At 65.6% G+C, this 18502-nt stretch carries 18 protein-coding genes and 1 pseudogene; all 19 read left to right on the forward strand.

Features of this window, described 5'->3' with window-relative positions; translation table 11 throughout:
- Positions 1-117, forward strand: a pseudogene (locus KNW02_RS20870) (IS200/IS605 family transposase); the annotation flags it as partial.
- 321 nt (positions 118-438) lie between these two features.
- A complete protein-coding gene (locus tag KNW02_RS11380) occupies positions 439-1302 on the forward strand; it encodes a LysR family transcriptional regulator (protein ID WP_216033393.1) in 864 nt (287 codons plus the stop codon).
- A gap of 258 nt (positions 1303-1560) precedes the next feature.
- Positions 1561-2385, forward strand: coding sequence for a methylamine utilization protein MauF (locus tag KNW02_RS11385; RefSeq protein ID WP_348524718.1), 825 nt, complete (start codon positions 1561-1563; stop codon positions 2383-2385).
- A 96-nt stretch (positions 2386-2481) separates the two neighbouring features.
- Positions 2482-3714, forward strand: a complete 1233-nt coding sequence (mauB, locus tag KNW02_RS11390; RefSeq protein WP_216033394.1) for a methylamine dehydrogenase (amicyanin) large subunit — start codon at positions 2482-2484, stop codon at positions 3712-3714.
- Entirely contained in the window at positions 3698-4279 is a 582-nt protein-coding gene (locus KNW02_RS11395; protein WP_252733755.1) for a MauE/DoxX family redox-associated membrane protein, read from the forward strand. The genes mauB and KNW02_RS11395 overlap by 17 nt, the downstream gene beginning before the upstream one ends.
- Before the next feature lies 1 nt (position 4280).
- Positions 4281-4880, forward strand: a complete 600-nt coding sequence (gene mauD, locus KNW02_RS11400; protein ID WP_216033395.1) for a methylamine dehydrogenase accessory protein MauD — start codon at positions 4281-4283, stop codon at positions 4878-4880.
- A 44-nt stretch (positions 4881-4924) separates the two neighbouring features.
- Positions 4925-5491, forward strand: coding sequence for a methylamine dehydrogenase (amicyanin) small subunit (mauA, locus tag KNW02_RS11405; protein ID WP_216033396.1), 567 nt, complete (start codon positions 4925-4927; stop codon positions 5489-5491).
- Between the two features lie 54 nt (positions 5492-5545).
- Positions 5546-5944, forward strand: coding sequence for an amicyanin (locus tag KNW02_RS11410; protein ID WP_216033397.1), 399 nt, complete (start codon positions 5546-5548; stop codon positions 5942-5944).
- An 8-nt stretch (positions 5945-5952) separates the two neighbouring features.
- Positions 5953-6855, forward strand: a complete 903-nt coding sequence (locus tag KNW02_RS11415; RefSeq protein WP_216033398.1) for a methylamine utilization protein MauJ — start codon at positions 5953-5955, stop codon at positions 6853-6855.
- 4 nt (positions 6856-6859) lie between these two features.
- On the forward strand, positions 6860-8080 hold the full coding sequence (locus KNW02_RS11420; protein ID WP_216033399.1) for a cytochrome-c peroxidase: 1221 nt from the start codon (positions 6860-6862) through the stop codon (positions 8078-8080).
- A 25-nt stretch (positions 8081-8105) separates the two neighbouring features.
- On the forward strand, positions 8106-8768 hold the full coding sequence (gene napG, locus KNW02_RS11425; RefSeq protein WP_216033400.1) for a ferredoxin-type protein NapG: 663 nt from the start codon (positions 8106-8108) through the stop codon (positions 8766-8768).
- Positions 8765-9691, forward strand: coding sequence for a quinol dehydrogenase ferredoxin subunit NapH (gene napH, locus KNW02_RS11430; RefSeq protein WP_216033401.1), 927 nt, complete (start codon positions 8765-8767; stop codon positions 9689-9691). Before napG ends, napH begins: the two co-directional genes overlap by 4 nt.
- A gap of 360 nt (positions 9692-10051) precedes the next feature.
- Positions 10052-11011 (forward strand): serine hydrolase domain-containing protein, encoded by a 960-nt coding sequence (locus KNW02_RS11435; RefSeq protein ID WP_348524719.1) that lies wholly within the window; start codon positions 10052-10054, stop codon positions 11009-11011.
- 141 nt (positions 11012-11152) lie between these two features.
- On the forward strand, positions 11153-12769 hold the full coding sequence (locus KNW02_RS11440) for a glycerol-3-phosphate dehydrogenase/oxidase (RefSeq protein ID WP_216033403.1): 1617 nt from the start codon (positions 11153-11155) through the stop codon (positions 12767-12769).
- Positions 12769-13557, forward strand: coding sequence for a DeoR/GlpR family DNA-binding transcription regulator (locus tag KNW02_RS11445; RefSeq protein WP_216033404.1), 789 nt, complete (start codon positions 12769-12771; stop codon positions 13555-13557). The genes KNW02_RS11440 and KNW02_RS11445 overlap by 1 nt, the downstream gene beginning before the upstream one ends.
- A gap of 14 nt (positions 13558-13571) precedes the next feature.
- Complete coding sequence (locus KNW02_RS11450; protein ID WP_216033405.1) at positions 13572-14987, forward strand: FAD-binding oxidoreductase; 1416 nt, start codon at positions 13572-13574, stop codon at positions 14985-14987.
- Positions 14988-14990: 3 nt separating this feature from the next.
- Positions 14991-15800 carry a class I fructose-bisphosphate aldolase gene (locus KNW02_RS11455; RefSeq protein WP_216033406.1) on the forward strand — a complete coding sequence of 270 codons (810 nt, stop codon included), beginning with the start codon at positions 14991-14993 and terminating at the stop codon, positions 15798-15800.
- A gap of 20 nt (positions 15801-15820) precedes the next feature.
- The gene (locus KNW02_RS11460) at positions 15821-17353 is read left to right on the forward strand and encodes an FGGY-family carbohydrate kinase (protein WP_216033407.1); all 1533 of its coding nucleotides are present in this window, start codon (positions 15821-15823) and stop codon (positions 17351-17353) included.
- A gap of 58 nt (positions 17354-17411) precedes the next feature.
- A complete protein-coding gene (locus tag KNW02_RS11465; protein WP_216033408.1) occupies positions 17412-18431 on the forward strand; it encodes a substrate-binding domain-containing protein in 1020 nt (339 codons plus the stop codon).
- The last annotated feature ends 71 nt before the right edge of the window (positions 18432-18502 follow it).

Here is an 18502-nt window from a genome sequence, read left to right on the forward strand (position 1 = left end):
AGGCGGTTCTGGGCCCGCGGATATTTCTCGACAACCTCGGGCAATGTCACCGACGACATCATACTTCAGTATCTGGAACTGCATGGAAAACGGGATGCTACCGGCGTCAGCCGGTAGTGGTTCACTTCCATCAAGGGCAGAGCATCCGGCAGGTCACAAGCCCGAGAGGTTCGTTTTGACGGGGCGCGGCAGGGGAAGGGTTTCGGGTTCCCGGCCTTAGCCTTCGGGCGTCCGGGGCCCGCTTCCGGCCGGATTGCCGGGCCTTGCGACCCCCGTGGCAAACCGCCTATGTCTTGCCGACCTGACGGGACGACCGCGGCAGAGCCACTGCAATGGTCGATGCGCCTGCTTTCGTGGCGATGCAGGGAACGAAGGCGCTGCCGGCGGCCATGCCCCGTGCAGCGGGGCGTTGCGCAGGGTTCTTTCAGGAGACGGACGATGCGGCTGGATGGGATATCTTCGTTCAACTGGGATGACCTGCGGATCATCTCGGCGGTCTGTGACACCGCCAGCTTCACCCGTGCGGCGCGGATTCTGCAGCTGAACGAAACCACGGTCAGCCGGCGGGTGGCGCGCCTCGAAAGCCTGCTTGGTCTGACCCTGTTCGATGCGGTGGACGGCGTGCGGCGGCCGACTGATGCCTGCCGGGCGATCATGATGGATCTGCGCGACATGGAAGGCGCTGTCGAGGCGATCCATCGCAAGCTGCGCCATTCCGATTATACCAGCCGCAAGTTCCGGCTGACGACGATTTCCTCCATCGCCGAATATTACCTGGCGCCGCATCTGAACACGCTGCTGGCCGATCTTCCGGAACTGATCCTGGGCATCGACGCCTCCGACCAGAATGCGGACATGTCCCGGTGGGAGGCCGATTTCGCCATCCGTCTGGGACGCCCGGCGAACGGGGCGTTCCTGATGCGGCGCATCGGGGTGATGACCTTCAGCCTTGTCCGGCCGGCCGGCGGCGAGACGGGCGATCCCCTGCTGATCACTTATCCCGAAGCCCTTGCGGAAACGCCCGAGATGAAGGCGTTGCTGGGGGCACAGTCCGCGCGTTACGTCCGGCTGGAGACCTCCAGCCACGAGGTGATACGCCGGGTCCTGCGGGACGGTGGCGGGGTCGGGGTGCTGCCCGATTTCATGCTGGCCGGTCTTCGTGAAGACCCGCGCCTCGCCATTGCCTCGCTGACGGTCGAGCGTGAAATCTGGCTGCTGACGCAGCCGCATCTGCGCAGCGATCCGATGGCCCGCCACATCTCGGAGTGGTGCGCAGAACTCTTTGCCAGACGGGTCGTCTGAGGTGCGTCTCATACCAAGATATGGCTTTCCAAGGAGATTTTCAGCTGACCGGAAATTTATCAATATGCTGATGTAAAACATATTTTATTCCGCCTCGGTTATTCCTGCATTTATGCAGCCCCCAGATGCAAAGTGAGCCATTTACCCCCTGCGACATCTCGCCACAGAGTTGTGGGGCCGGGCTGATCCGCAGTTGACGAAGGCAATGAACGCCTTGGTTGCGACCCGTCCCGGCGGTCGAGCGAGAGGAGGCGTGGGGTGACAAGCATTGGTGATATCCGGGCCCTGCCCGAGCCGGGAGCGGGCGTGCAGGACTGCGTCAGCTTTCCGGATCAGGTTCCGATTGCGAAACGTCTGGCGATCCTGATCGGAAGCCTTGGCGCGGGTGCTGCCATTGGCTTCATGCTGAAACAGGGCATGGTCATGCCGGTTCTGGCGGCCGGCGCCTTTGCCGGCGGGTTGCTGTCCACCTGGTCGCCCTGCGGTTATTCCTCGATCTCGCTGTTGCGCCCGACCGGGAAAGGGGCCGGGGCGGTTCTGAAGTGGCTGCCGACCTTCGCCATGCACGGGCTTGGCTATGCGGCGGGCGCGATCGTCTTGGGCACGCTGCTGGGGGCGATCGGCGGGATCATCGGGTTCTCGGGCGTCGCCACTGGCTTCGGGCTTGGTCTGCTGGCCCTGATCGGGCTGGCCTACGGTGCCCATCAGCTTGATTTCCTGCGCGCCCCCTATCCGCAACGCCGCGCCCAGGTGCCCCATGACGCGCGCCAGCGGTTTCCGAAATGGGTCGTCGGCGGCATCTATGGCCTGTCGCTGGGGCTGGATTACCTGACCTATGTGCAGACGCCCCTGCTTTACATGATAACGGCCGCCGCGATCCTGACCGGCAGCATTCCCGAGGCCATCGGCATCATCGCGGTGTTCAACCTCGGCCGCTATCTGCCGGTCGCGGTCAACCTGCTGCCGGTCACGGATTACGCGATCCAGTCCTGGCTGGGCCGCAATCAGGAACGCGCGGCGATTGCCGATGGTGCGATCCTGACCGGCCTTGGCGCGGCCTTCGCGGTGCTGGCGCTGATCTGACGCGCCGGCCCCAAGGCCCGACCTTTCACCTCTATCTCGAACCTTTCCCCCGGGGCCCTGATGCCAGGGTCCGGGTGCCATCAAAGGGAGGAAACGATGGTTTTTCCACATGCATCTCTGCGCCTGTGTCTGACGCGAATCGGCTTCGGTCTGACCTGTTCGGCCCTGAGCCTGGGCGTCGCCCTGGCCCAGACCGACGGCGCAAGCGAGGGTCAGCGCGCCGCCGCAGAGGCCGCCGCTGCCCTGGCCGGCGGTGAGGCTGACGAGCCGGTCATCCTGAAGACCCCCGCCGTCGATACCCGGCGTGTCTATGTTCAGGATCCGGCGCATTTTGCCGCCGTCACCCAGCAGTTCATCATCGACGGCTCGACCGGGCGGGTCATCGGCATGACCGATGGCGGGTTCCTGGCCCATCCGCTGGCGGCCGAGGACGGCTCGTTCTTCGCGCAGGTCAGTTCGGTCTGGTCGCGCATCGCCCGCGGCGACCGCACCGATTATGTCGAAGTCTTCGATCCCGAAACCCTGCTGCCGACCGCGGATATCGAACTGCCCGAGGACGCGCGCTTCCTGATCGGCACCTATCAGTGGATGAACGCGCTGACCCCGGACAACAAGAAGGTGCTGTTCTATCAGTTCTCGCCCGCCCCGGCGGTGGGCGTGGTCGATCTGGAGGCAAAGCAGTTCGAGCGCATGCTGGACGTGCCGGACTGCTATCAGATCTTCCCGGCCTCGCCGACGGTGTTCTACATGAACTGCCGCGACGGCAGTCTGGCGCGCGTCGACTTCGCCAATGGCGAGACCAGCGTCACCAACACCCAGGTCTTCCACGCCGAGGAAGAACTGCTGATCAACCACCCCGCCTATTCTCTGCGCTCGGGCCGGCTGGTCTGGCCGACCTATACCGGCAAGATCTACCAGATGGATCTGACCGAGGAGGCGGCGGGTTTCCGCGAGCCCTTCGAGGCCCTGACCGAGGCAGAACGCGCCGACAACTGGCGTCCGGGCGGATGGCAGCAGACCGCCTATCACCGCCAGTCCGACCGCATCTATCTGCTGGTCGATCAGCGCGACCAGTGGCGGCACAAGACCGCAAGCCGTTTCGTGCTGGTCATCAATGCCGAGACGGGCGAGCGGATCAACAAGATCGCACTGGGCCAGGAGATCGATTCGATCAATGTCAGCCAGGATGCGGAACCGCTGCTTTACGCCCTGTCGGCCGGCACGCAGACGCTGCACATCTATGATGCGGACTCTGGCGAAGAACTGCGCAGCGTGAACCAGCTTGGTCGCGGTCCGCAGATCATCATGACCCATGACATGGGGTCGTGAGATGCAGCAGGTCCTGCAAGAACCGCTGATCCTCTGGGCGCTGCGCAGCTTCCTTGCGGTGCTGTTCGCCGCCGCCGCCATCTCGAAGCTGACCGGGATCGAGGAATTTCACGGTGTGGTGCGGAACTTCCGGCTTCTGCCGGAGGGGCCAAGTCGCTGGGTGGCGATGATCCTGCCGGTGGTCGAACTGGCCGTGGCGGCGGGCCTGCTGATCGGTCCGCTGGTCGTGCCGGCGGCCATCGCCGCCAGCGCCCTACTGGCCGGGTTCGGCCTTGCCATCATGATCAACGTCCTTCGCGGGCGCACCTGGATCGATTGCGGCTGCTTCCGCAACGGCATGAAGCAGCGCATCAGTTGGGTGATGGTCGGGCGCAATGCCGTGCTGACGGCGATGGCGCTTGGCGTGGTGGCGCTGCAGCCTCTGGCCCGCAGCGCCGGGCCGGTCGATCTGGTCACCGGTGCCATGGCCGGCGCGGCCCTGGTTCTTCTCTACTTCAGCGCCTCGATGCTGGGCGGTCTTCCCGCCCGGCAAAACCCAACCTCCTCTTTCGTGAAAGGTCGCTGAGATGACGTTTCTGATTGCTTCCAATATCGTGTTGTGGATTGCCTTGCTGGGCGTGATCGTGGTCATGCTGGGGCTGGTGCGGCAGGTCGGCCTGCTGCACGAACGCTCGTCGCCGATGGGCGCGATGATCACCGATCATGGCCCCGACATCGGCGACAAGGCGCCGGAATTCGATCTGCCGGACCATTTCGGCCGCCCGGTCAGGATCGGCGGCGCGTCCGAACGCGGGCGCCCGACGTTGCTGATGTTCACCGCGCCGACCTGTCCGGTCTGCGACAAGCTGTTCCCGATCATCCAGTCGATCGCGCGGGCCGAGAATATCGGCGTGGTGATGATCAGCGACGGTGCCGCGGAAGAGCATGCCCGCTTCCTGAAAAGCCATGAACTTGGCCAGATCCGCTATGTCGTCTCGGCCGAGATCGGCATGGCCTTCCAGGTGGGCAAGATCCCCTATGGCGTGCTTCTGGATGCCGAGGGGGTCATCCGCGCCAAGGGTCTGACCAACACGCGCGAGCATCTGGAAAGCCTGCTCGAGGCGGACAAGACCGGCTTTGCCTCGCTGCAGCAGTTCATGGCCAGCCGCAAAAAGACCGCGGCCTGACCCGGCCGTTCCCAATTCAATCCCAGGCAGAGGGAGGACAAACGATGCTGGGGAATATCAGATTCGACGACATGGTCGAGAAACTGTCGCGCCGGGTTGCGGGCCGGACCAGCCGCCGCGGCGCCATCGGGCGGATCGGCACGGTTCTGGCCGGGGTGGCACTGGTGCCGCTTCTGCCGGTGGACCGCCGGGGGCGGGTCAGCCGCGCCAATGCCACCAGCCCGGCCGAAGGCAGTGATCCGCGCGCCAAATGGGTGCCGCAGGACAATGACATCCAGTCCTGCGACTATTGGCGGCACTGTTCGATCGACGGCAATATCTGCGACTGCTCGGGCGGATCGCTGACCAACTGCCCGCCGGGCACCAAGCTGGCCACGGCCTCGTGGGTGGCAAGCTGCTATAACCCGACCGACGGCGAAAGCTATCTGATCGCCTATCGCGACTGCTGTGGCTACAACGTCTCGGGCCGCTGCCCCTGCCTCAATACCGAGGGTGAACTGCCGGTCTATCGCCCGGAATTCGCCAACGACATCATCTGGTGCTTTGGCGCCGAGGATGATGCGATGACCTATCACTGCACCATTTCTCCCATCGTCGGCAAAGCCAGCTGACGATCCAGGCCGGGCGGCCGATTGTCGCCCGGCTGCATTCCCAAGGAGGATTAGATGAATTCTGGAATATCGCGTCGATCCGTTCTGACCGGGCTCGGCCTTGCCGTGATCGGCGCCAGCCGCGTCTTTGCCCAGGACAGGATCAGCGTCCTGCATGAAAAGCCCGTGCCCGCATCCGACGTGCCCGCCGATGCGATCACGGTCGAAATCGATAAGATGAAATATCAGACCCCCGAGGTGACCATCGAGGCGGGCGATACCGTCTACTGGATCAACAGGGAGGTGATGCCGCACAACGTCGCCTTCAAGGAAGGCATCGTCGCCGAGGGCGCGTTCCGCGGCGAGATGCTGACCAAGGATCAGGCCTATGCCATCACCTTCACCGAAGCCGGGAGCTTCGACTATTTCTGCACGCCGCATCCCTTCATGCGGGGCAAGGTGATCGTGGGATAGCGGAAGACATGTGGATTCCCTATGACATTCGCGCTTCTCTCAAGGCCGAAGGCAGCCGCGACGCCGTGCGGCTGTCGCAGGCCGATGCGCTGAACCGGGAATTCCTCGTCGGCTTCTATCTGCGCAATCCGGTCACCCAGGCGTGGGAACTGGATCTGATTGCGCAGGACGCAGCGCCCGAACTGTCCGCCGGCCCGGCCCTGCCGGGGGCGTTCCTCGGCCTGCATGCGAATGACGCCGGCAAGCTGGCCGAGGTCATCTATCGCCTGCCCGCCGGCTCGGCCGGCGAGGCGTTGCAGCTTGCGCATGGCGACCTGCAGGCGCGCATGCTCGGCTGGCTGGCCCGGATCGGCCGCGGCATGGCCATCGCCGGCTGGCGGGTCGCCGATATGAAACATGGCGCCCGCTGGCGCTGCACGCCCTTCCGGCCAAGCGCGATGAAGGTCGATTTCGACGTGCTTGCGGCGATGGACGCCGATCTTGCGCCGGTGGCCGAACTGTTCCAGCGGGCGCGCAATGCACCCGATGCCGCCAGCCGGCTGATCGCGGGCTTTGCGGTTCTGGTGGCCGCGACCCGTCACCCGGCCATGGCCGGGTCGGGCGCCGGGACGCTGTGCATCACCCGGGAAATGCTGATCCATTCGGGCGCGATCGCCCTGGACGAGCCGCTTCTGGACCTGCCGCTGACCGGGCTGATCGGCATCCTGCGTTCCGAACATCAGCGGCTGATCGGGCCGGACGGCGTCCTGATCCCGGTGCTTGACGATTTGGCGGGGCAGAAACGTCTGGCCCTGCTGGCAAACCTGGCCGATCTGCTGGCGCACCGCCTGATCCTTGCCGAGGTTCAGGCGCGCCAGCAGAAACGCGCGGCACCGCAGGCCCTGCGGCCCGCCGCCGCCGTCGGAGGCTGAGCGGATGCGGTTCCTGCCGGGGATGCTGTTTCTTCTGTCGCCGGCCTTTCTGGTCGCGGCGGGGGTCGTGCTTGCCGCCGCCGCGAAGCCCGAAGGCGTGGCGGCCGAGGCGGATCGCGGCGACCGGCTGGCTCTTCTCGGCCGCGCGCTGTTCCATGATCCGTCGCTGGCGCGCGACGCCACCCAATCCTGCGCCACCTGCCACGACCCGGAACATGCCTTCACCGATCCGCGCGAGGGGCTTGCCGGCCGCGCGGTCTCGGTCGGCGATGACGGGAAATCCCATGGCGACCGGAACACGCCGATGCTGTCCTATGCCGCGCTCAGCCCCGATTTCCATCGCGACGCCAAGGGCAATTACAAGGGCGGCCAGTTCTGGGACGGGCGGGCGGACAATCTGCGCGATCAGGCGGGCCAGCCGATGCTGAACCCGGTCGAGATGGCGATGCCCGACCGTGCCACGGTGATCGGCCGCCTGCGGGACGATCCCGACTACGTCCGGTCCTTCGCGGCGCTGTTCGGTGCCGATGCGCTGGACGATGTGGATCGCGCCTTCGATCACGCCGTCGAGGCGCTGGCGGCCTATCAGGGCACCGAGGAATTCATGCCCTTCGATTCGAAATACGACCGCTATCTTCGTGGCGAGACCAGACTGACCCCGCAGGAGGAATTCGGCTTCACGGTCTTCATCACCTGGAACTGCCGGCTGTGCCACCAGTTGCGCCAGCAGGGCGTGACCCCGCAGGAAACCTTCACCAGCTTTGAATATCACAATATCGGCGTGCCGGTGAACCGCGCCGTGCGCGCGGTGAACGGCGCCCGCACCGATTACGTCGATCAGGGCCTGCTGGCGCGACCGGGGATCGATGACCCTGCCCAGGCCGGCCGGATCAAGGTGCCCAGCCTGCGCAACGTGGCCGTCACCGCGCCCTACATGCATAACGGCGTCTTCGAGGACCTGCGCACCGCCGTCCTGTTCTATAACAAGTACACGAGCCGCCGGCCGATCTCGCAGATCAATCCCGAAACCGGCGCGCCATGGGGCGCGCCCGAAGTGGCCGAGAACCTGTCGCTGGCCGAACTGCAGTCGGGGCTGATGCTGGACGATGGGCGCGTGGATGCGCTGATCGCCTTTCTCGAGACGCTGACCGACCGGCGATACGAGCCGCTTCTGGCCGAACAGAAGCGCGCAAGGGAGGATGAACCGGCCGTCACCAGCCAGTGACGGCCACTGCAAAGGGGCAAGCGAGATGGCATCCGGCAAACGCAAGATGACCCGCCGCACCGCGATGGCCGAGGCCGCGCGAACGGTCGGCGCGGTCTGCCTTGGCGGGTTTTCGCTGGCCGCGCTGATCACCTCGACCGGCCAGGCCGACGCCCGCGCCCTGCGCCCCCCCGGCGCCCGCCCCGAGGAGGATTTCCTGGCGTCCTGCGTCCGCTGCGGCCTGTGCGTGCAGGCCTGCCCCTATGACACGCTGTCGCTGGCCGAATGGGGGCAGGAGGCGGCGGTCGGCACACCCTTCTTCACGCCGCGCGAGGTGCCCTGCTACATGTGCCGGGACGTTCCCTGCGCGCGGGCCTGTCCGACCGGGGCACTGGACAGCGACATCGCCATCCGCGACGCCGAGATGGGCGTGGCCGTGCTGGTCGGCCATGAGGACTGCCTGAACTACAAGGGGATGAATTGCAGCATCTGCGTGCGCGTCTGTCCGATCCGGGGCGACGCGATCACGCTCGAGCCGGGCGAGTTCGACGGCCGCAGGATCATGATCCCGACCGTCCATTCCGATCACTGCACCGGCTGCGGCACCTGCGAGAAGCATTGCGTGACCGGGCATGCCTCGATCCGCGTGCTGCCACGCGATCTGGGTCTGGGCGGCGCCGGCCGCAACCCGGCGGGGCGCGCGACATGATCGGCTGGTGGATATCGGACAGCCGCAGACCGGGGGTCGAGGCGCACGGGCTCCTGCGCGCCCATAAATGGTGGGTCCTGCGGCGGATCTCTCAGATCTCGGTTCTGGGGCTGTTCATGCTGGGGCCGCTGGCCGGCATCTGGATCGTGCGCGGCAATTTCGCCGCCAGCAATATCGGCGGCCTCGTGACGCTGGCCGATCCCTATATCCTGCTGCAGGGTCTGGCCGGCGGAACCTCACCCGCCACGCCGGTGGTCACGGGCGCACTGATCATCCTGGTCGCCTATCTGATCCTCGGCGGCCGGGTCTATTGCGGCTGGGTCTGCCCGGTGAACATCGTCACCGACACCGCCCACTGGCTGCGCGAAAGAACGGGGCTGACGCGGGATCGCAAACTGGACAGGCGCACGCGGCTGGTGATCCTCGCCGCGACCCTGCTGGCCTCATTCGTGACCGGCACCGTCGCGTGGGAGTTCGTGAACCCCGTCAGCCTTCTGCAACGCGCGATGATCGGTGGCATCGGCTTTGGCTGGGCGATCATCGTCGCGGTGTTCCTGCTGGACCTTCTGGTCTCGCGCCGGGCCTGGTGCAGCCACCTGTGCCCGGTCGGGGCCTTCTACGGGCTGCTGGGTCGGGGGGCGGTGCTCCGCGTCTCGGCTGCCAATCGTAGCGCCTGCACCGATTGCGGCGCCTGTTTCAACGTCTGCCCCGAGCCGCATGTCATCGTCCCCGCGCTGAAGGGCAGGGGCAGCCCGTTGATCCTGTCGGGCGACTGCCAGAATTGTGGCGGCTGCATCGACGCCTGCCCGGTGGATGTCTTCCGGATGTCGCAGCGCTGGGCCGAGGCTGGGGCCCCGACGACCGGCACCGGCCCGCGCGATGACGCGCCGCCCGGACCGGCGGCGGGGCGGGATCCGCTTTGATGACGGCGAAGATCGCCCCTGCGAAACGCTCTGGCGTGGCTTTGATGATGGGTTTGGATAGCCCCTCCTGACGGCATCTATGCCACGCCGATCAAGACGGGATCAGGAGGAATCGGTTGTGAAGGAAGTCGCGATCATCGGCGTTGAGCCCCTCGCGCACTCCGCAACCGCGATCATTGTCCGCGCGTCCTTATCCGCCGGCCGGCGCGGCGCAGCCATATTCACAAATCGTCGACCACGGGCTTGACGCGCGCGCATGCCGCCCCAATTCGCATGCGGGCAGCAGAGGGATCGTTGATGCCACGATTGTCTCGTCGGAAGATACTGGCCACGACCGGCGCCGCATTGCTGGCGGCGCCGATGTCCGTCAGACCCACGCCTGGTCAGGAAGCGGGCCTTGATGCCGCGGTGGCGGCGGCCGCGGGGCTTGAACAGTTGCGATCCCTCGTGATCCACAGGCAGGGTCGGTGCGTTTTCGCCCGTGCCTTCCGGGGCCCTTCGCTGGATCGCCCGGCAAATGTGAAATCCGTGTCCAAGACGATCATTGCGATCCTGACGGGCATCGCGATCGACCGGGGCGTGATCGAGGGCGTCGACCAGCGGGTTCTGCCCCTGCTGGGCCGTCAGCCATTCGGCGACGCCCGTGACGGGCTGACGATCGGCAACCTGCTGACCATGCAGACCGGGTTGGGCAGCACCTCGGGCGGCAATTACGGTGCCTGGGTCAGCAGCAATGACTGGGTCGACTATGCGCTCAGCCAGCCAGCCGAGGGGCGGCCGGGCGGGCGCTTCATCTATTCGACCGGCGGCTGGCATGTTCTGGGCGCCGCGCTTGCCCGTGCGTCCGGCCTCAGCCTGCACCAGATGGCGCGCGACTGGCTGGGCAATCCGCTGGGGATCGCCATTCCACCCTGGATCACCGATCCGCAAGGGCGCTACCTCGGCGGCAACGACATGGCCATCAGTCCGCTGGGACTGGCCCGGATCGGCGATATGGTCCTGAACGGCGGCACGCTGGACGGCGATCGCGTTGTCAGCAATGCCTGGCTCGAGGCATCGATGCAGCCGCGGACACGCTCGCCATTCTCGGGCGACCAGTATGGCTATGGCTGGTTCCTGACCCGCTATGACGACCAGCGCGCCGCCTATGCCCGCGGCTATGGCGGGCAGCTGCTGGCCATCGTCCCGTCCCGGCGGCTGAGCATCGCGATCACATCCGACCCGAACCTGCCCGCCCGAGGCGACGGCTATTTCGGTGACCTGCGGCATCTTCTGGAGACAATCGTGAGGAGCGGGCTTGCCTCGGAAGAGTGCCGTTAGCCGGGCTTCAGGCCCTTTGACGAAGCGGCTGGCGGGCCGGGATCGAGTGGCGGCGGGCGGATCCGTTTTTCAGGTCGCGTTCAAGCGCGATCCCAAATATAACATTTGAAGATGTGATAAAAACATAATATAAAGTGATTTATGGGATCGGATTCGCCAAAAGATATCATCGTCGTCGGGGGTGGCATCAATGGTGCCGCCATCGCCCGCGGTGCGGCCCTGCGCGGTCTCGGGGTCCTGTTGCTGGAGGCGGACGATTTCGGGGCTGGTGCCTCGGGTCATAACGGGCGGATGATCCATGGCGGTCTGCGCTATCTGGAAACGGCCCAGATCGGGCTGGTGCGCGAGGCGTTGCGCGAACGCGCCGTGCTGCAGAAGATCGCCCCGCATATCGTGCATCCGCAGACGCTAATGATCCCGCGGCACAAGGGCGGCGGGCATCCGGACTGGAAGGTGCGCCTGGGGCTTCTGGCGCTGGATATCCTGGCCATGGGCGGGGCGCCGAGGCATCGCAGCCTGTCTCGTGCGAAGGCGCTTCAGCGGGTGCCCTCACTGCGCGATGCCGGCCTGAACGGGGCATATGTCATGCATGATGCCTTTGCCGCCCATGCCGAGCGGCTGACCATCGAACATATCGTCGATGCGGCAGAGCATGGCACGGATCTGCGCAATCGCTGCCGGGTGGTTGACATCCGACGCGAGGCCGGGGCGCTGACCGTCCGCTGGTCCGGTGCGACGGGTGCTGGGCGTTGTACCGCCCTGGCGGTCGTGAATGCCACCGGGGCATGGGCGGACGAAATGCTGTCGGTGGCGACCGTCGCGACGGATCCGCTTGTGACCAAGGCGATGGGGTCATTCGTTGTCCTGCGCCGCTTTGACGGCGCCCCGGACGAGGCGGTGTTCTTCGAAGCGCGATCTGATGGGCGGCCCGTCATCATGGTTCCCTGGCTGGGCAATCTCCTGGTCGGGACGACCGACAGGGTGATCGAGGGGCCGGTCAGCGCGGCGCAGGCCACCAGGGACGATATCGACTACCTGTTCGATGCCATCGGCCATACCTTCAAGGCCGGCCGGATCCAGCGCAGTGATATCCTCTATACCTATTCGGGCGTGCGGCCGTTGCCGCGACAGTCCGGGCCGTCCCACAAGATCGGCCGCGGGCATGTCATTCATCGTCATGAGGGCGATCTGGACGGGTTGTTTACCGTTCTGGGCGGCAAGCTTTCGACATGTCGCAGCCTTGCGGAAGAGGTGACCGACAGCCTCGGCGCCTTCATCGGGGCCAATCACGTCGCCTCCGTCACCGCGACCACCGTCCTGCCGGGCGCCGCGCCGCAGGATGCGCGGGAGGTGCTGGCTGCATCCCCGCTGGGGGCGAGCAGCCGTGACAGGTTGCTTGGCCTCTATGGCGAGCGCGCGGCGAAGATCGCGCAGCTTTGCGACGGCAGCCGGGATCTGGCCGAGGTGATCGACCCGGCCAGCGGCGCCATCGCGGCCGAGTTCGTTTTTGCCGTCGAACGCGAATTCGCCCAGAGCCTGTCCGACATTCTGCTGCGCCGGACCCTGCTGGGCTATCACGCGGGGCGCGGCCTGCATCTGCTGCCGGCCTTCGAGGCGGTCGCATCGCGTCATCTGGGCTGGTCCGCGGCGCGGATCGCAAGGGATATCGCGGATTACAGATCCTATCTGCGACTGACCGATGGCGCCAGATTCCACGAAACGGCCAGTCCGCCGACATCAAGCGAAAGGGTGGCGTGATGGGCACGGTGACCATGTCCAAGGCCGAAAGGCTGGAAAAGATCAGCGCGGATGTTCTGGCGCAGGGCGAGGTTTCGGTGGACGATCTGGCGGCCTCGCTCGGGGTCAGCCGCATGACCATCCACCGCGACCTTGAAGAACTGGAAAACCGCGGCGTGCTGCGAAAGGTGCGCAACGGCGCCACGGCGCAACCGTCCTCGGTCTTTGAAAGCAATGTCGAATTCCGGGTGAACCGGGCGGCGGCCGAGAAAGAGCGGCTGGCGGCCCATGCCTGCACATTGGTCGAGGCAGGCGATGTGATCCTGCTGGACGAAGCAACAACGCTGCTACCGATGATCCCGCATCTGGCCGAGATTGAGGGCCTGACCATCGTTTCCAACTTTCTCCCCATTCAGGCGGCAGTCTCCAGGCTGCCCAAGCTGCGCCTGATCGGATTGTGTGGGGAATATGTGCAGCAGTTCGACACGTTCAGCGGCCCGATGTGTGAAACCTCGATCGCGCAGTTGCGCATCAACCGCTATTTCACTTCGACCACGGCCATTGACGGGGCGACGGCCTATCATCCGCACCCGCTGCTGGCGGCGACGAAACGGGCGATGATGAAGGCCTCGGTCCATCGCTATCTGCTGGCCGACCGGTCGAAGTTCTCGCGCACCGCGCTCTACCGGGTGGCCGATCTGGACGAGTTCGACCGGGTGCTGGTCGATGCGCCGCTGCCGGATGAGCGCATCAAGGCCCTCGGCTCGGCCCGCGACCGCGTCTTCGTCATCCCACCCGACCATTCATGAACAGGAGCAGGCCAGTGGCAATTTCCCGGATCATCCTGGACTCGGTGCCTGCCGAGCGGCTTTCGGACAGCGCGGACTGCGTGGCCGCGCACAGCTATGACGCCTGGCCCATCGCCGTGAAATGGCGCCAGCAGGGCAAGCAGCCCTGCAAGCCGGATCTGGTGGCCCATCCGCACAGCACGCAGGAGGTGGCGGCGCTGTTGCGGGAATGCAACGAGAACGGCAATGCGGTCACGCCCTGGGGGCTTGGCTCGTCCGTGGTCGGCTCGCCGCTGACCGAGGCGGGCGGCGTGGTGATCGACCTCTCGCGGATGGACCGGATCATCGCGCTGGACGAAGACAACCTGCTGGTGACGGTGCAGGCGGGCAAGCGCGGCGACCTGCTTGAGGCGGAACTGAACGAACGCGGCTACACGCTCAACCATTCGCCGCAATCGCTGGATCGCTCGACCGTCGGCGGCTGGGTTGCGACGCGGGCGACCGGTCAGCTGTCCTCGCTCTATGGCGGGATCGAGGATCAACTGATCGCGCTTGAGGTGGTTCTGCCCGACGGCCGGATCGTCCAGACCAAGCAGACCCCGCGCGCCGCCATCGGGTTGGACACCAAGGAGGTCTTTCTGGGATCGGAAGGCACCTTCGGCATCGTCACGCAGGTGACGACCCGCATTTTCCCGTTGAAATCCTATCGCCGGCTGGAAACCGTGACTTTCGATACCGTTTCAGACGGGATCAAGGCGATGCGGGCGATGACCCGCAACGGGCTGAAGCCCTTCATCGTACGCTTCTATGATGTGGACGAGGCGCGGCATGCGATGAAGGATCCGTCCTTCGGGCAATGTGTCATGTTCCTTGGCTTCGAGGGGATCGAAGCCGTGGTTGAGGCCGAATATGCGGCGGTCATGGATCTCTGCCGCGCCCATGGCGGCAAGGCGATCGGCCCCGCCGGCATCGAGGGCTGGCTGGCCCGGCGCTATGATTTTTCCGCGGTCGAGAACATACTGGCCCGGCCCGGCGGCGTGGCCGAGACCATCGAGATTTCGGATTTCTGGAGCAGCATAGAAGGCACTTATGAGGCGCTGAAAACGGCGCTGGCGCCGCTGGCCGACGAAGTGCTGTGCCATTTCTCGCATGTCTACGCGCAGGGGTCCTCGCTCTATGTGATCCTGATCGGGCAGGCCGAGGATGCGGCGGCGGCCGAGGCGCGCATTCGCCGGATCTGGGAGGTGGCGATGCGGATCTGCCTCGAACGGGGGGCCGCGACCTCGCATCACCACGGGGTCGGCCTTGCGCGCAAGGATTTCGTCGCCGCCGATCAGGGCGACGCGATGGTCGTCAACCAGCTGATCAAGTCGGCGCTGGATCCCAACAACATCATGAACCCCGGCAAGCTGGGCTACCGCCCCCGGACGCCCGCGGAAACAAGGAACTGAGTGATGGATTCAAGAACCGGCAAGAAGATCCGCATGGCAAGGTTCTTCAACCAGAAAAGCCGCAAGGCGCTGCTGGTGGCCTATTCGCATGGCGTCATCATGGGGCCGCTGCCCGGCATGATGAGTCTGGCCGAAATGGAACGGGCCTGCGATCAGATGTCGGCGGTGGACGGGCTGATGGTGGCGCCGGGGATGCTGCTGCTGCTCGAGCAGTATTTCATCGGCCGCGACCGGCCCGCCCTGATGCTGCATATGGATTACCAAAGCTATGTGCGCAGCGTCCTGCCCTATGATCAGGGCGGCACGGTCGAGCTTGCCAGCGTCGAACAGGCATTGGCCGCCGGCGCCGACGGGATCATGACCTATATGTATATCGGCCATCCCGACCCCGAGATCGAGAAACTGGAGATCGCCCGCAACGCCCGGATCGCCCGGGAATGCGAACGCCTCGGCATGGTCTTCATGGTCGAGGCGCTGAGCGCGCAGCTGCGCCGCCATCCCGAACACCAGACCGATATCGCCATCCAGTCGCTGGGCTGCCGGATCGCGGCGGAACTGGGTGCGGACATGGTCAAGGCGTTCTATCCGGGGTCGCTGGAAAATGTCACCGAAATGGCGCGCACCTGCCCGGTGCCGCTGATGCTGGCGGGCGGGGCCAAGGCGAAGAACCCCGAAGATGCCTTCGGCCATGCCGATGACGCGATCAGGGCCGGGGCGTCCGGCCTGGTCTTTGGACGAAATATCTTCGAGGCCGATGACGTGCCTGCGACCGTCCAGCGCTATCGCCGGATCGTCCACGGCGACGCGGCCTAGCGGCGGGGGGGTGCGAAGCGATGCGCTATCTGATCGGGTTGGATCTGGGATCGGGCAGTATTCGTGCCGGTGCCTTCGACCTGAACGGGCGCCCTGCCAGGATCGCCTCGCGCCCCAGTACCAGTGTCACACCCGATCCGGCGCGGCCGGGAGAGATCGTCTGGCCGCATCGCGCGGTCTGGGCGACCGCCTGCGAGGTTCTGCAGGAGGTGATTCAGGCTCTGCCCGCCGATGCCGAGATCGCGGGCGTCGCCGCCGCCTGTCTGGGCATGGATGGTGTTCCGCTGGATCGGGACAATACGCCGCTTTACGATTTCATCGCCTGGACCGACAGCCGCTGCGTTCCCTATTACGAGGCGTGGCTGCGCGACTTCGGCGAGGCGCGGCAGTTCCTGACCACCGGCTCGCCCCCGCGCGGCTTCAGCACGCTGTTCCGGCTGCAATGGATGCGCGACCATCACCCCGAAATCCTTGAACGGACCCGCAAATGGGTGCTGATGGGCGATTTCGTCAATCAGCGGCTCTGCGGTGAACTGGCCACGGATTATTCCATGGCGGCCTGTACGCTGCTGTTTTCGCCCGGCGCGGCGGCATGGGATCAGGGCATCGCCGATAAGGCTGGGGTGGATCTCGGCCTGATGTGCGCGGCGAAACCGGCGGGCACGCTGTTGGGGCAGGTTACAGCGGCGGCGGCGGCAGAAACGGGGCTGCCCCAGGGGACGCCCGTGATTCTGGGCGGGCATGACTATCTCTGCGGCGCGCTGCCGGTCGGCGGGCACAGGCCCGGTGCGGTCGTCAATATCGGCGGCACATGGGATATCATTCAGGCGACCCTTGCCGAATTCACCCTGCCCGAAGCGGCGGTTGGCACCGGCTGGACCGTTGAACATCATGTCGCACCGGGGCAGTTCTCGGCCTTCGGCGCGGCCATCGGCGGCGGCGTCACGACGTGGTTTCGGGACACCTTCGCCCCCGGGATGAACGACGATAGCTTTTTCGCGCTGGCGACCGAGGCCGCCGCCAGCCGCGCCGCCTTACCCGTTTTCCTGCCGCATCTGGCGGGCTGCACCGGCCCGGTGATGGACGCGACGGCGGCGGGGGCGTTTCTGGGGCTGCGGCAGAGCCATGGCAGAACCGAGATGCTGGCCGCGGTCTTCGAGGGGCTGAACCTTCAGACGCGTGAAATCCTGGCCTCGGCCGCCTGTCTGGGCCTGACGCCCGAGCGGCTGATCATGGTCGGCGGCAGTGCCCGCAATCCGGGCATCGTCCAGTCGCGCGCCGATGCGCTTGGCCTGCCGGTCGATGTGCCGGGGGTGACGGAAACCACCGCCCAGGGGGCGGCCATGCTGGCCGGCATCGGGGCGGGGGAATTCGCGGACATGGATCAGGCGGTCGCGGCGATGACCTGCGCCATGACCCGGACCGAGCCGACAACGGACGGCATGCGCCGCCATGACGACCGGCTGGAGCTGTTCCGGACGGCCTTCGCGGCGCTTGATCCGGTAAACCGGCGGGGGGCCGGGGACGGGGGACCCGAACTGATCGAGAACTGAGGACGAAACACCGCCAACCTTTGCCAGCCGGCGGTTCAACAAACCTAGGGAGGAAACGATGAGAAAACTGTTTGCGACGACACTTGCCGCCCTGTCCCTGGCCGTGACCCCGGCCCTGGCGCAGGACGAGCAGCCCTTCAAGGGCAGCGAGGAGGACCAGTATTACATGATCACCTTCGTCTCGGGCGTGGAATACTGGTTTCCCGTCTACGAGATGATGAAGCAGGCCGGCCAGCAGTTGGGCGTCGATACCGTCTATACCGGCACGCCCGAATATGACGTGACCAAGCAGCTTGCGGTGTTCGAGCAGGTTCTGGCCCGCAACCCCAAGGGCATCCTGATCGCGCCGATGAACCCTGAACCCTTCATCGAGCCGATCAACCGCGCGGCGGAAATGGGTATTCCGGTCGTCACCTTCGGGGCGGATTCGCCCAATTCCAAGCGGGTGGCCTTCGTGACCTCGGACAATGCCCGCGAAGGTCAGGTCGCCGCCGATGCCGTGGCCGAGGCGATGGGCGGCAAGGGGCAATATGCGGTTCTGGAAAACCCCGGTCAGGACAATCACGACCGCCGCATCGCCGCCTTTATCGGCCGCATGGAAAGCAACTGGCCCGACATGGAACTGGTCGCCCGCGCCGCCTCGAACCAGGATCCGACCAAGGCCTATAACGCCGTTCTCAGCATGGCGCAGGCCAATCCCGAACTGGGCGCGATCTTCATGCCCGAGGCCAATTCCGCCCTTGGTGCCGCGCAGGCCGCGAAAGAGCTGAACACCGGCATCAAGGTCATGCTGACCGACGTGAACGGCAAGATCCTCGACATGCTGAAGGCGGGCGAGGTCTTTGGCTCGCTGAACCCCAATCAGGGCATTCAGGGCTATATGGGCATGATGATGCTGTATCTTGCGGCCAATTCGGACATGATCGACCCGATGAACGCCACCTCGCAGACGGGCGAGAATCCATTTGCGGGTGTCGTGATCGACAACGGCCTTGCCGTCGTCACCTCCGAGAACGCCGATTTCTTCTATTGGGACAAATATCTGGAACGGCGCGGCACCGACGGGATCAAGGAGTGATCCCGGCCACCCGACCCTCGCAAGGGGCGAATGACCGCCCCTTGCCTTGCTTCACCCTTTGCGAGACGCGA

It is taken from the genome of Paracoccus marinaquae (genome assembly GCF_018860165.1).
Taxonomy (GTDB): domain Bacteria; phylum Pseudomonadota; class Alphaproteobacteria; order Rhodobacterales; family Rhodobacteraceae; genus Paracoccus; species Paracoccus marinaquae.